Origin of the sequence: Vibrio qinghaiensis, from assembly GCF_002257545.1 — a bacterium.
GTDB classification, from domain to species: Bacteria; Pseudomonadota; Gammaproteobacteria; order Enterobacterales; family Vibrionaceae; genus Vibrio; species Vibrio ordalii.
Genome location: NZ_CP022742.1, coordinates 139,600 through 154,052, shown reverse-complemented (window position 1 = coordinate 154,052; position 14,453 = coordinate 139,600). Strand labels below are relative to the sequence as shown.

Here is a 14,453-nt window from a genome sequence, read left to right as displayed (position 1 = left end):
TAAACCAGAGTTAGAGAGTAAAAAGAGGCCATGGCCTCTTTTTACTACTCGATACTATAGCTATTTAATACTATCGCCATACACCCCATTCACCCGTAGTTCCGGGCTCTTCATTTTTTGTCCACCACTGTGCGGTCCAAGTTTGCTGCTTGTGCATAACGACATCACCGGACGTATAAATTTTAGTCGCATTCCAAGCATTATCGGGAACAGGTGGCTGTGGCGTTTCCTCTTTTAGCAAAGAAAGCTGATAACTGTAAGTCGCGTTTGGAGCAAATACACGGTTAGCATACACATTCTGGCTATCGTACATATAGTGATTCATTTCTTGGTGCCAAATACCAATAAACCACTCCCCTTTTTTCACTTGGTTAAACTGACCTGCCATTTCCGCTGGCCACGTTGCTGTATTATTGGCTGAAATCGCTAAGCTGATATCGGTCGTTTCATTGCCATTGGCATCGAAGGTACGCAAACGAACCGTATCGCCAGATTCAACAGGACCAAAACCTTGTGAAAGATAACCACCAAGATCGCTGAGATTCTGCGCAGGTTCTGATGGGTCTGTCGGATCCGTTGGGTTTGAGCCACCACCGCTAAAACTAATATCACTGCAGTTATAAAAACCTTCGCCCGCGGCATCAATACGTTGCCAGCGAGTATAGAGTACAGCATCACCACTTCTATCGGCGGGCAGGGTAATCTTGATGCGATATTTTTTATCCGTCCCTACCGTTACATTCCCTTTGGTATCAATAAGATCCAGATCATCCCAAGTTAATGGGGCCTCACCAATATAAGTCGGTTTAGAGAGATAAAACTCCCAATAAGAGGGGTTATGTGGCGCGGTAGCATTAAAGACTAATTCGATTTGTTGATTGGCGTCTAAATTCACGGCCGTTTTTTGCCAATGAGGTGAAGCAACATCTAACCCTGCTTTGGCATCGCTGCCTGCGGAGCACAGCAAGCCGTCGCGAACAACAGCTTGAACATGAGTCATGTCACGATAATTTGCTACATTGGCCGCCACTTCATTGCGTTGTACAAAAGGATAAGCTCCGGACTGATCAAAAGCCGCTTGGCATGCTGCATTAGGGATCGCATTACTCCAAAAACCACCATCTAGGTAACAGGTGTTTTGCCGTGCGCTCGGAAATTCAACCCAGCCATGAGCTTGTACATGAGTAGAAAGCAAAGCGCTCAATGAAAACAAACCCAACACACTGACTTTATTAAAATTATTCATCATTATTCCTTTTTGCATTATTAACATCAATGCCACAGAACTTCACTCCGTAACACATGGATTGCTAATCAAAGCTAACAAGAATTATCAATAGACAGTGTCAAATCTAGGTACGAATACTGGACTATTTGCTTATTTTGCCACCCTCTTTCCAATCAAATAGGGTATGGAGCATTGAACTCACCGTGGGTTTCGAGTGACTTCATGTTTTAACAATTTTTGCCAATTTTCCTTATCTGCGATTCAATTGATGGCAAAACAACCAAAAACAAACATCTCGCGAACAAAAATGAAAAGGATTACATCTCAAATTAATGGTACTAACATTAAGAAAATGAAAACTAATTATTTGTTTTCCTGCGTAAATTAATTCACCTGTAACATTTGTCACAGAAATACATTCTATTGCACACGACAATGCGGCCCTCTTTCGAACGAAATATTTTTTTATCGTTCGAGCTTTAGAACCATCGCACTACATTAATAGTAATGGGGTCAACTATGTTGTTTGATATCTTTAAACCAAAGGCGCATATAGAAAGGCTATCTTCTGATCGCCTCGATAGCACTTATAGCCGCTTACGCTGGCAGTTATTCATCAGTATTTTTGTCGGCTATGCAGGCTACTACCTTGTTCGTAAGAACTTTAGTTTGGCGATGCCTTATTTGATTGAGCAAGGTTTTAGCCGTGGTGATCTTGGGGTAGCTCTTGCCGCTGTGTCGATTGCTTATGGCTTGTCTAAGTTCTTAATGGGCAACGTATCTGACCGCTCTAACCCACGCTACTTTTTGAGTGCAGGTCTTTTAATGTCTGCATTAGTGATGTTCTGTTTCGGTTTTATGCCGTGGGCAACAGGCAGCATTACCGCAATGTTTATTTTGCTGTTCTTAAACGGTTGGTTCCAAGGTATGGGCTGGCCTGCGTGTGGCCGTACCATGGTTCACTGGTGGTCACGTAAAGAGCGGGGGGAAATTGTTTCGGTATGGAACGTAGCCCACAACGTCGGCGGTGGCTTAATTGGTCCCCTTTTCTTGTTTGGTCTTTGGGCATTTAACGATGACTGGCGCGCCGCATTTTACGTTCCTGCTTTTTTTGCGACCTTAGTTGCCATTTTCATTTGGATGACACTGCGCGATACGCCGCAATCTTGTGGTTTACCACCCATTGAAGAGTACAAAAACGACTATCCAGACGACTACGACAAATCTCATGAAACCGAGATGACCGCTAAAGAAATCTTCTTCAAATACGTTTTCTCAAACAAGCTATTATGGTCTATCGCTATTGCCAACGCCTTTGTATACCTCATTCGTTATGGCGTATTGGACTGGGCTCCTGTTTATTTGAAAGAGGCCAAAGAGTTCACCGTTAATAAATCTTCTTGGGCGTACTTCTTGTATGAGTGGGCAGGTATTCCGGGCACGCTATTGTGTGGTTGGATATCCGATAAAGTATTCAAAGGCCGTCGTGCCCCTGCGGGCATCTTATTCATGGTTCTTGTTACCTTTGCGGTACTGATTTACTGGTTCAACCCTGCGGGTAACCCAGGCATCGATATGGCAGCTCTTGTTGCAATTGGTTTCTTAATTTATGGCCCAGTAATGCTAATTGGTTTATACGCCCTGGAACTGGCTCCGAAAAAAGCAGCAGGTACCGCAGCAGGTTTAACAGGTTTGTTTGGTTATCTCGGCGGCGCAGTAGCGGCAAATGCGGTATTGGGTTACACCGTTGACCACTTTGGTTGGGATGGCGGCTTTATGATCCTAGTCGCTTCGTGCGGTATTTCTATCCTTTGTCTGCTGTATGCCTACGTTGGCGAGCGTGCTCACCATAAAGAAAAAGACAGACTTGCGGAAGAAAAAGCGTCAACGCTATCATAAATCTGACACCTAAATGTGTTGAATTTGCGTTACGCACTGTTCACTTTGAATCAAAACTCTCCCCCTGCACCGTCAGGGGGAATTTTTAAGGATAACAATATGAAACTGATACCATTCGCACTTTCCATGGCTACTTTAGCCAGCTCGGCGTGGGTTCAAGCAGAACCATTGGTGATAGCCCATCGCGGCGCTTCCGGTTATCTGCCTGAACATACCCTGGAAGCCAAAGCGCTTGCTTACGGCATGAAGCCTGATTTTATTGAACAAGATGTCGTGATGACCAAGGATGACCAATTGGTGGTTCTACACGATCACTACCTTGACCGCGTCACTGATGTTGCCGAGCGTTTCCCTGACCGCGCACGTGGTGATGGTCGCTACTACGCCATCGATTTTACGCTGGCAGAGATCAAAAGCCTGCGTGTAACTGAAGGTTTTAATATCGATGAAAAAGGCAATAAAACTGCCGGTTTCCCCAACCGTTTCCCTCTTTGGAAATCAGACTTCACCGTCCCAACCTTAGCGGAAGAGATCGAGCTGATCCAAGGGCTGAACAAAACGCTCGGTTACGATATTGGTATTTATCCAGAAATCAAAGCGCCTTGGTTCCACCGCCATGAAGGGAAAGACATCAGTAAAGCGGTGCTGAAAATGCTGAAGGAATATGGTTACGACAGTCAAGAGTCGAACGTTTACTTGCAATGTTTTGATCCTATCGAGCTAAAACGCATTAATGATGAACTGCTTCCAGCAATGAACATGGACCTCAAGCTGGTTCAATTGATCGCCTACACCGATTGGAATGAGACAATGGTCTATGATGGCGGCCAAGCACAACCATACAGCTATGATTGGATGTTCGAAGCAAACGGCATGCAACAAGTCGCCACCTACGCCGATGGAATTGGCCCGTGGAAACCTATGTTGGTTGACGATGCTTCAACCAAAGAAAACATCATCATCAAGCCGTTGATGAAAGCCGCTAAGGCCTCAGGGTTAATCGTTCACCCTTATACCTTCCGCGCAGAACCCGATCGCATTGCACCTTATGCAGACAGCTTTGAAGGTATGCTCGATGTGTTCTACAACACTGTCAAAGTGGATGGTTTATTTACCGATTTCCCAGACAAAGCCGTCACATTTTTACATCAGAAATAGATATCCTTTGATTGATAAATTTCACTTAATCTCATCCCCTGCATTTTAATGTGGGGGATTATTTTTTAATGCAAAGTGCTTTCACCATCTTCGCTACTTGCTTATTTAAGTTGCTGGCTTCCCATACTAAGGCTATCTGACTGCTAAAGGGCATTCCCTCCAAGCTAGCAATGGTGGCAGAATCATCAATATGCTCTGCTAACGATTTGGGGACAATCGCAATGCCAAAACCAGCTTGAGCCATTGCCACTGTTGAGCGTAGTTGCGGTGCAAAGAATCGTTCATCGATGCGGATACCGACATCATCAAACAGTGCACTCATCGTATCGTGCAAGGCGGGGCCAGTTTCTCGAGGAAACAGTAATACATGCTCATTTTTTAATTGCTGAAGTGTAAGATGGTGCTGTTCAGAAAGTGGATGCCCGATAGGAATAACCGCGACAAAAGGTTCTTCACATAAGATAACTTGCTTTAAAGGCTTACTGGCATAGCAAGGTAGACGCATAAAAGCGAGATCCAGTTGTTTAGATTTCAGTTGATCTACTAATTCAGGCATAGACAGCTCAACAGCGATTAAATTTACAACGGGAAATCCGTCCCTGAGCTCTCTAACTCGTGATAATATTTCAGTACTCGCCGCGACCGACGTCGCAAACCCCATTCTTACTTCAATATTTTCTCCACGAGCTAACTGTTTAACTCTGGCTTTTGCACGCTCGACATCTTTCAAAATGCTTAATGCATCCATATAAAACATTTGTCCGACTTCGGTTAACTCGACACCTCTCGGTAAGCGCTTGAACAATGGCGTGCCGAGCTCATGCTCCAATTTCTTTATCTGCTGACTCAACGGTGGTTGAGCAATGCCTAACACTTCAGCCGCTCGTGTAAAATGGCGAGTTTGTGCCACCGCCACAAAATACTTGAGATAGCGAAACTCCATATCTTTTCCATATAAAAACAAATCTTATTTATATTGGATTTAGCCACGTGGAGAAGTCAATCTAAATATACACTTTATTGCATAAATGGTTATTCTCATGCGTGGATTCTACACTCCGCTTTGTGCGTGTTCGCTCGATGTAGCAAAAGAGTTTGCTGAATATCATCATGTAACGGGGAATGGAGAGATTTACCAAACTTCGCTGATGAGTGCATTGATTGCCGGCGTTTATGAAGGCGCAACAACGGTTGAGCAACTGCTGCAACATGGCGATTTTGGTTTGGGCACATTCAATCAATTAGACGGTGAGCTCATTGCGTTTGATAAAGAGGTTTTTCAATTAAAAGCCGATGGTTCGGCCAACCCAGCACATTTAGCGCAGCAAACCCCCTTCGCCGTCATGACTTTTTTTACTCCTGATGTCGAAGTTCCTATCACCTCCAAAATGTCTCGTGATGAGGTCCATCATCTGATTGATGAACTAGTACCCAGTGACAATATCTTCTGCGCGGTACGCCTTGACGGTTTATATCAGTTTGTCAGAACGCGTACCGTGCCGCGCCAAACTCGCCCATTTCGCCCAATGTTGGATGTTGTAAAAGAGCAGCCCACATTTAATTTCACCTTCAAACAAGGCGTTATCGCCGGTTTTAGAAGCCCACAATACACCACAGGTATTAACGTGCCCGGGTATCACGAACATTTCATTACCGAAGATAGAAAAGGTGGCGGCCACATACAGGACTACTCTATTTCGTCCGGATTTTTGCAAATTGGCAAGGTATCACGCTTGGTGATTGATACACCGACCTCGCTAGATTTTCTTAAAGCTAACCTAGCGCCCAATGACATCCGAGCCGCAATTGAAAAAGCAGAAAAATAATGCTGAACAGGAGAAAAAATACCAGTTTGAATTGAAAAAACAGCCAGACAGTACCACCACTTCGTCAAGAAGTGACAACGTCAGTAAAAATGATAAGGGTATAAAAATGAATACAAAACCTACCAATAGAAATGGCGCTCAATTAATCGCTCAACAGCTGGAATCTTTGGGTATCCGCTATATTTTTGGCATTCCAGGAGCCAAAATTGATCGATTATTTGACGCCATTGAAGATACTAATATTCAAATGATCCCAGTACGCCATGAAGCCAATGCCGCCTTTATGGCAGGCGTCATCGGCCGCTTAACTGGCAAAGCAGGAGTCACCATGGTGACCTCAGGCCCCGGTTGTGGCAACTTGGTTTCAGGAGTCGCCACTGCCAATTCAGAAGGGGACCCGCTGGTCGCCATTGGCGGCGCAGTCAAACGAGCAGACCAACAAAAGCAAACGCACCAGAGTATGGATACCGTCAGTATTTTCCGCTCTATCACAAAATCCAGTGCAGAAATTCAACATGTTGATGCGGCCAGCGAAGTGATGGCAAATGCCTTTCGCACCGCAGAATCGGGCCGGCCGGGGGCGTGTTTTGTTAGCATTCCCCAAGATGTGTTATCCGATCACACACTCACCGATATCATTGTTCCGTCACGCAACGTTCATTCAAGCCAAGCCAACCCAGAAGCGATCGAAGAAGCCATTAACCGCATCGAACGTTCACACCGCTGCGTCGTATTACTTGGCTTACACGCCAGTCGCACTGAAAATGCTCAAGCGATTAGCCGTTTTTTACGAGCAACTCAATTGCCCGTGGTAGGAACCTATCAAGCGGCGGGCGCGGTTGATATTAACTATTATCACCATTTCGCAGGCCGAGTGGGCTTGTTTAACAATCAGCCCGGAGATGTACTGCTGCAAGATGCCGACCTGATTGTCACTATCGGCTTTAACCCCATAGAGTACGACCCCGAGCTTTGGAATATCAAACAGTGCCCGATCATTCACTTAGATATTGAAGTGGCCGAATATCAGCTTAATTACCAACCTTGTGTGGAAGTTATCGGTAATATCGCTCAATCATTGGATAGCATGATCGACTCTGTGACAAAACTTGCACGTCTTTCTCCCAAAGCCTTATCGATTTTAGAGGAAGTGACACAACGGCGGCAGATAATAAAATCCTACCCTAATCGCCAATCTCAACAAGGTTTTCATCCATTAACCTTAATTAAAGCGATGCAATCCATTATTACCCAAGACACCACTTTGTGTCTGGATATGGGCAGTTTTCATATCTGGATTGCACGCTATCTATGCTGTTTTCGCGCCCGTCAAATGTTGATCTCAAATGGTCAACAAACCATGGGGGTTGCCCTACCTTGGGCTATTGGCGCTAATCTGCTCAAACCCAGTACCAAAGTGGTCTCTGTTTCTGGTGATGGCGGCTTTATGCAATCAAGCATGGAGCTAGAAACTGCCGTCCGCCTAAAATGCAACATTGTACATATCATCTGGGTCGATAACGCCTACAACATGGTCGAGATACAAGAGATGACAAAATATCAACGCCCTTCTGGTGTCAGATTTGGCCCGATAGACTTTAAAGCTTATGCCGAATCATTTGGCGCGCAAGGCTTTGCCGTGACCGAACGTCATCAACTGATGCCTATGCTGCATCAAGCCATGGAAACTCAAGGACCTGCTGTCATTGCGATCCCCGTTGATTACAGTGACAACTACAAGTTGATGCTACCCAGAACACAAGAAAATCGAGATCCTATTTTTGAGCATGTAGAAGGAGAAATGATATGAATGGTTTAACCCATAAAGTCGCTTTAGTCACGGGGGCCGCAAACGGCATCGGCTTTGCGATAGCTCAGCGTTTATATGATGAAGGGGCCAATGTGGTACTGGCCGACTGGAATGAAGAGCAGCTCGCGACCGCCATCGAAGCTTTTGACTCAACACGCGTCGCGGCGCAAGTAATTGACGTATCCGACCCTAAAAAAGTAAAAGCCATGATCGATAACGCCGTATCGCGCTTCGGTAAGCTCGACATTTTAGTCAACAATGCGGGCATCCACATCCCCGGCTCCGTCTTAGAAAGCAGCGTTGAAGATTGGAAGAAAATATCAGCGGTGAATATTGATGGCGTAGTGTATTGCTCTAAATTTGCCTTACCTGAACTGCTAAAAACGCAGGGGACCATAGTCAACACCGCTTCAGTCTCTGGCTTAGGTGGCGACTGGGGTGCCGCATTTTACTGCGCCAGTAAAGGCGCGGTAGTCAACCTCACTCGCGCCATGGCGCTAGACCACGGTGCCGCTGGCGTGCGAATTAACGCCGTGTGCCCAAGCTTAGTTAAAACCAATATGACCAATGGTTGGTCGCAAGAGATTAGAGATAAATTTAACGAGCGCATCGCTCTAGGACGCGCCGCAGAACCGAGCGAAATTGCCGCCGCAGTGGCCTTTTTAGCCAGCGACGATGCATCGTTTATTAATGGTGTCAATTTACCCGTCGATGGTGGCGCTACCGCTTCCGACGGCCAACCTAAAATCGTTTAACCACGAAAATTCAGCCAGTACCTAAACCATTTTCCGTGCTGGCTGACATTTTAAAACCGCATAATTCAAAACAAGCCCCATAAACCTTTCAGCCCTAAACGGCCTCCTTTTCCACAATTAGTACGACTCCAGCAAACTTGGTTTCTCGATATTTATTGCAAGATCGTGTAGACACGTTTAGGAAAAAGACAAGACCTGCCCCTGATGTTTCGAGCACCTTTAGTGTGCTACAATAATATAGAAGATAAACCTAGTATCATCGATTTTTACAACAAAGTCAGTTATACTACTTTTTAATTACATACATAGTAGAGATATTTATGTTTAATGCTTCTGATAGTAACTTTCATGATTTGTATAATTTATTTATGAAATCTTTTCCTGGTTTTTTATCTATTCGAGATGAAGATCATAGATTAGTTTATTTAAATGAAACTTTTAAAAATTGGATCAAGAAATATACTAATGTCGATGTGATAGGTCTTACAAATGAAGAGATAGCAAAAGATCTGGATTCAAATGTAGCTGATGTTTTTCAAGAGTGTCATGATTTGACGATAAGTTTCCTATACGACTCCGATACTAACAATAAAATCATTAAATTCATCGAAGAAGGAAATACGTTATACTTTGATGTTATGAAGTTTAAGTGTGAGTATCAAGGTAAAGCTTACATATTCACTCAAGGCAAAGATATTACAACATTATATAATGAAACAAAAAACTATGAAATACAAGCAGTTACTGATGAGTTAACTGGCTTGCACAACAGGAAAATATTTAATCGTTTAGATTTCAAGGAATCAGATTTATTTATTTACGTTGATTTAAACAATTTTAAAATAATAAACGACAAGTTCGGTCATTTAGTAGGCGACCAAATCTTAGTTAAATTTTCAAATCTATTGAGAGAGTCATTTAGGAAAAATCAAGACCATATAATCAGATTGGGTGGAGATGAATTTTTGATTATAGTTGATATGTATGAAAATGAATTTAATTTCGATGAAGAGGTTAAACGAGTAAGGGCGAAGTTTAATCAAGTTTTTAGTGATTATGCCGATTTAGGGTTTTCTTATGGCTATCATCAATATTCAATAAATCTTGAACATACTTTAAATCTTGTGGATAAACTAATGTATCAAGACAAAGAAAAAAAACGTACCATGTAAATTAGGTAACCATTCTCCAGTAACCCATTGACACAAAAAGTGTGATTTAACGTAATTGATCCAACATTCTTTATTGAGTGATCATTTCTAGCCGTCATGTTTAATGCATAAAAAAGAAAAAATCTAAATACGATTATTGAGTTTATACATTCCGTTAATAACGATGGTTGGTTCGCTCCTACCAGACCTTCGAGCGATGCCAGTTCCATCGCTTACCGTCGCCACTGACAACTCAAAATTTCTGTCAGCGTGTATGGCCAAAGAGCGCCAGTTAGAAAACTCGAAAGGCGCCTACCATCACGCAGTGAATTGTCCATCATCATTCCATCCGGGGTAACGCCCAACAACTCCGGCGACACCATTTCTCTATTTGATGAATACGAACAACCGTTGGACTCTGTTAGTAGCTACTCATCTTGTAAAGAAGGCATTTAAATCACTTTTAAGGAAGAATACACCACGTTACATCCCGCTTTGGTACACGAAAATCACTCAAAAATAGTGTGAAATAGTCAAATAGCGGGCGCGGATGTGCTCTATCAGCAAGCGGACTTTATTCGGGGGTTGGCGAGTAAAGGGATACACGGCATATATACCCAATTTTTTGCCCACTTGTTCCGGGAAAATATCCACTAGCTGGCCGTTACGGAAATCATGATAAACCAAACAGCGCGGTACATAAGCAATGCCGTGGCCGCCTAAAGCCGCTTTTCTCAATGCCGTGGCGTTATCCGTAGAAAAGCAGCCCGACACTGTAACAATGTAGTTTCCTTTGCGACCTTTAAATTCCCACTCGCTCGCGCCTGTGGTTTGGTAGGCATATTGAAAGCAGTTGTGGTTGACTAAATCTTCCGGTTTTAACGGTTTTCCATTTTTCGCAATATAAGAGGGAGAAGCGCACACAACCCACTGTGAGTCTAAAATATGCCGCGCAATTAGGCTTGAATCTTCCAAGTAACCAGTGCGGATCACTAGGTCAAAACCTCCTTCCACTAAATCAACAAAACGGTTATCAAGCGACATGTCGACCGTTAAGCCGGGGTGTAAATTGCAAAATTCCGCAACCGCGTCGGCCAAAATTAGATCGCCTGATATGGTGGGTACCGACATTTTGATGTGGCCGCTGACATTTTCACCAAAGCCAGACACAGCGTTTACCGCTTCTTGAGTGGCGAGCTTCACATTTTTCGCACCCTGTAACAGTGCCTTGCCCGCCTCGGTTAGAGTTAATTTACGCGTTGTTCGATATAATAACTGTACGCCTAACTCTTCTTCTAAACGCGCCATTCTTTTACTAACTACCGAATTTGTAAGGCTATTCTGTTCTGCTACTTTACTAAAACTTCCCAGTTCCATCACTTGTGAAAACAATATTAGGTCGTCTGCTCGCATCTTATTATGTCAATTTTGGAATTAATTATTTTCATTATTTCCCTATATCCACAAAAAATAAAGGAGTAAATTCACCACAAATTAACAAAAGCATCACAAATATAATAAGTTAGCTACTCGACGTGACCGAAAAGTCTTTAGTACCTACAGGATGTTAGCTCTTCAACTACGCTACTATTTTAAAGAGAACGAAGAGCACACTTTACGAGGAAGTATCCAATGAACGAAACCTTACTGGCACTAGTGGCCTTCTCCCCCATTGTGGTGGCAGCGATTCTTTTAGTCGGCCTCAACTGGCCTGCGAGAAAGGCGATGCCCGTGGCCTTTGCATTAACTGTGGCCATCGCCCTCACCTTTTGGGATATGTCGGCGAACCGTGTGCTCGCTTCTGTTTTGCAAGGGTTCGGTATCACGATTTCCGTACTCTGGATTGTGTTTGGCGCAATCTTCCTACTCAACACCTTAAAACACACTGGTGCTATCACCACCATTCGTAACGGTTTTACGGATGTTTCGGCTGATCGCCGTGTGCAAGCCATTATCATTGCGTGGTGTTTTGGCTCTTTTATTGAAGGCGCTTCTGGTTTTGGTACACCGGCAGCTATCGCGGCTCCGTTGCTGGTTGCGATTGGCTTTCCCGCGTTGGCTGCCGTATTGATGGGGATGATGATCCAATCCACTCCTGTCTCTTTCGGCGCAGTGGGTACGCCCATTATTGTTGGGGTAAACAAGGGGTTAGATACGCACAACATCACCGAAACGCTGATCAGCAACGGTTCAAGTTGGGATGTGTATTTACAGCAAATCACCGCCAGTGTCGCCATCACCCATGCGATAGTCGGTACATTGATGCCAGTATTAATGGCGATGATGTTGACGCGCTTTTTCGGTAAAAACAAAAGCTGGACCGAAGGGTTAGATATTTTGCCTTTTGCGATTTTCTCTGGCTTGGCTTTTACTGTGCCTTACGCGCTAACGGGCGTCTTTCTTGGCCCAGAATTTCCCTCATTAATCGGTGGCTTGATCAGCTTGGCACTGGTTGTCACGGCCGCGAAAAAAGGCTTTTTAGTACCAAAATCACAATGGGATTTTCCAGAAGAAAAATCGTGGCCCGCAGAGTGGTTAGGCTCATTAAAAATTGATATTGAAGAGATCAAAGCTAAACCGATGGGCCTTGCATTGGCTTGGACTCCCTATGTTCTACTCGCGGTTATCCTTGTGGCAAGCCGTGTGAGCAGCGAATTTAAGTCACTGCTGGCTGGAGTGAGCCTATCCTTTAACAACATTCTGGCTGAAACAGGCATCAGCACGGCCATTCAACCGCTTTATCTTCCCGGTGGCATCTTGGTTTTTGTCGCGTTACTGGCAGTAATATTGCAGTCACGCAGTGCCACACCGCTCATCAAAGCATTCGGTGAATCAAGCAAAACGCTGATCGGCGCGGGTTTTGTGTTGGTATTCACTATCCCTATGGTGCGCATTTTTATTAATTCTGGCGTCAATGGCGCAGAGCTTGCGAGTATGCCTGTCACTACCGCCAATTTTGCCGCGGGTTTAGTCGGTGATGCCTTCCCCGCATTAAGTGCCACCGTTGGCGCACTTGGGGCGTTCATCGCAGGCTCAAATACGGTGTCGAACATGATGTTCAGCCAGTTCCAGTTTGAAGTGGCGCAAACACTCTCTATCTCCAGTGTGATGATCATTGCGCTACAAGCTGTTGGCGCAGCGGCGGGCAATATGATTGCGATTCACAACGTCGTCGCGGCATCAGCAACGGTCGGTTTATTGGGCCAAGAAGGAGCCACGCTGCGCAAAACCATTATCCCGACTTTCTACTACCTTGTGATGACTGGCCTTATCGGTTTAGTGGTGATTTACGGCTTTAATATGACCGACGTACTAATGACCCAGCAACCCTAAGTTTGGTGATGTGATTTGGTATCAACTTGGTTTTTATAACCATTAATCTTGTGTAATAAATGCAGAGCTCGCTAGGCGGCGGCTCTGCACAAATTAGGATTCAATCTATGATTATTTCAGCCTCCACCGACTATCGCGCTGCCGCGAAAGCGAAATTGCCTCCTTTTCTGTTTCATTATATTGATGGTGGCTCATACGGTGAGCACACGCTCACACGCAATACTGCGGATTTGGCCGACATCGCACTGCGCCAACGCGTGCTTAATGACATGTCAGAGCTCAGTTTAGAAACACAACTGTTTGGCGAACAGCTTGCAATGCCGATTGCTCTTGCCCCTGTTGGTTTAACTGGTATGTACGCACGGCGCGGCGAAGTGCAAGCGGCGCGCGCGGCTGAAAATAAAGGCATTCCTTTTACACTGTCCACCGTATCGGTTTGCCCAATCGAAGAAGTATCAGCGGCACTGGCTCGACCAATTTGGTTTCAACTCTACGTGCTTAAAGATCGCGGCTTTATGAAAAATGTGTTGGAGCGCGCCAAAGCCGCGGGGGTAAAAAACCTCGTGTTTACCGTGGATATGCCCGTTCCCGGCGCGCGTTACCGCGATATGCATTCTGGCATGAGCGGCCCTAATGCGGCGATGCGCCGAGTGTTTCAAGCGATGAAACACCCAAGCTGGGCGTGGGATGTCGGCTTGCTCGGTAAACCACACGATTTAGGCAATATTTCTGCCTACCGTGGCACGCCGACTAAATTGGAAGACTACATTGGTTGGCTTGGTGAGAATTTTGATCCTTCCATTTCATGGAAAGATTTAGAGTGGATCCGCGACTTTTGGGACGGCCCGATGATCATTAAAGGTATTCTAGACACAGAAGATGCCAAAGACGCGGTGCGATTTGGCGCTGATGGCATTATCGTATCCAACCACGGTGGTCGCCAGCTTGATGGGGTATTGTCAACCGCCAAAGCCTTACCTGCGATTGCTGATGCGGTGAAGGGCGACCTGAAAATTCTGGTCGATTCTGGAATTCGCACTGGGCTTGATGTGGTGCGCATGCTGGCGCTGGGCGCGGACTGCACGCTGCTGGGTCGCTCGTTTGTTTATGCATTGGCGGCGCAAGGTCAAAGCGGCGTTGAGAACTTGCTCGATTTGTATGAAAAAGAGATGCGCGTTGCCATGACCTTAACCGGAGCGAAAACCATTGCCGATTTGTCACGAGACTCGTTAGTCAAACTTTAATCTCATGATGACAAACCAACGGTAGCCGCACGTTAACCTATCCACAACC

Annotated in this window: 11 protein-coding genes; 8 read left to right on the top strand and 3 right to left on the bottom strand. The window is 45.0% G+C overall.

Annotation, left to right across the window (positions count from 1 at the left end; genetic code table 11):
• Positions 1-70: 70 nt before the first annotated feature.
• Entirely contained in the window at positions 71-1,246 is a 1,176-nt protein-coding gene (locus CCZ37_RS14035) for a lytic polysaccharide monooxygenase (RefSeq protein WP_167372459.1), read from the bottom strand.
• Between the two features lie 504 nt (positions 1,247-1,750).
• Here CCZ37_RS14035 and glpT point away from each other — a divergent pair.
• Together glpT and glpQ are read left to right on the top strand one after the other, a co-directional pair.
• On the top strand, positions 1,751-3,127 hold the full coding sequence (gene glpT / locus CCZ37_RS14030; protein WP_094502088.1) for a glycerol-3-phosphate transporter: 1,377 nt from the start codon (positions 1,751-1,753) through the stop codon (positions 3,125-3,127).
• Between the two features lie 99 nt (positions 3,128-3,226).
• Entirely contained in the window at positions 3,227-4,285 is a 1,059-nt protein-coding gene (gene glpQ / locus CCZ37_RS14025; RefSeq protein ID WP_094501030.1) for a glycerophosphodiester phosphodiesterase, read from the top strand.
• A gap of 58 nt (positions 4,286-4,343) precedes the next feature.
• Here the strand turns inward: glpQ and CCZ37_RS14020 are convergent, their stop codons facing one another.
• The gene (locus CCZ37_RS14020) at positions 4,344-5,228 is read right to left on the bottom strand and encodes a LysR family transcriptional regulator (RefSeq protein WP_094501028.1); all 885 of its coding nucleotides are present in this window, start codon (positions 5,226-5,228) and stop codon (positions 4,344-4,346) included.
• Positions 5,229-5,325: 97 nt separating this feature from the next.
• On the opposite strand from CCZ37_RS14020, the gene budA reads away from it, so the two are divergent.
• From budA to CCZ37_RS14000, 4 genes are all read left to right on the top strand, one after another.
• Positions 5,326-6,111, top strand: a complete 786-nt coding sequence (gene budA / locus CCZ37_RS14015) for an acetolactate decarboxylase (protein ID WP_422641340.1) — start codon at positions 5,326-5,328, stop codon at positions 6,109-6,111.
• A 106-nt stretch (positions 6,112-6,217) separates the two neighbouring features.
• On the top strand, positions 6,218-7,921 hold the full coding sequence (gene alsS / locus CCZ37_RS14010) for an acetolactate synthase AlsS (protein WP_094502086.1): 1,704 nt from the start codon (positions 6,218-6,220) through the stop codon (positions 7,919-7,921).
• Entirely contained in the window at positions 7,918-8,676 is a 759-nt protein-coding gene (budC, locus tag CCZ37_RS14005) for a meso-2,3-butanediol dehydrogenase (RefSeq protein ID WP_013868131.1), read from the top strand. The genes alsS and budC overlap by 4 nt, the downstream gene beginning before the upstream one ends.
• Before the next feature lie 320 nt (positions 8,677-8,996).
• The gene (locus tag CCZ37_RS14000; RefSeq protein WP_094501024.1) at positions 8,997-9,848 is read left to right on the top strand and encodes a GGDEF domain-containing protein; all 852 of its coding nucleotides are present in this window, start codon (positions 8,997-8,999) and stop codon (positions 9,846-9,848) included.
• Between the two features lie 492 nt (positions 9,849-10,340).
• On the opposite strand, the gene CCZ37_RS13995 is transcribed toward CCZ37_RS14000, so the two are convergent.
• Positions 10,341-11,240, bottom strand: a complete 900-nt coding sequence (locus CCZ37_RS13995; RefSeq protein WP_094501022.1) for a LysR family transcriptional regulator — start codon at positions 11,238-11,240, stop codon at positions 10,341-10,343.
• A 219-nt stretch (positions 11,241-11,459) separates the two neighbouring features.
• On the opposite strand from CCZ37_RS13995, the gene CCZ37_RS13990 reads away from it, so the two are divergent.
• Both CCZ37_RS13990 and lldD read left to right on the top strand, forming a co-directional pair.
• Positions 11,460-13,160 carry an L-lactate permease gene (locus CCZ37_RS13990; RefSeq protein WP_094501020.1) on the top strand — a complete coding sequence of 567 codons (1,701 nt, stop codon included), beginning with the start codon at positions 11,460-11,462 and terminating at the stop codon, positions 13,158-13,160.
• A gap of 107 nt (positions 13,161-13,267) precedes the next feature.
• Positions 13,268-14,404 carry an FMN-dependent L-lactate dehydrogenase LldD gene (gene lldD, locus CCZ37_RS13985; RefSeq protein WP_026027779.1) on the top strand — a complete coding sequence of 379 codons (1,137 nt, stop codon included), beginning with the start codon at positions 13,268-13,270 and terminating at the stop codon, positions 14,402-14,404.
• Positions 14,405-14,453: the final 49 nt, after the last annotated feature.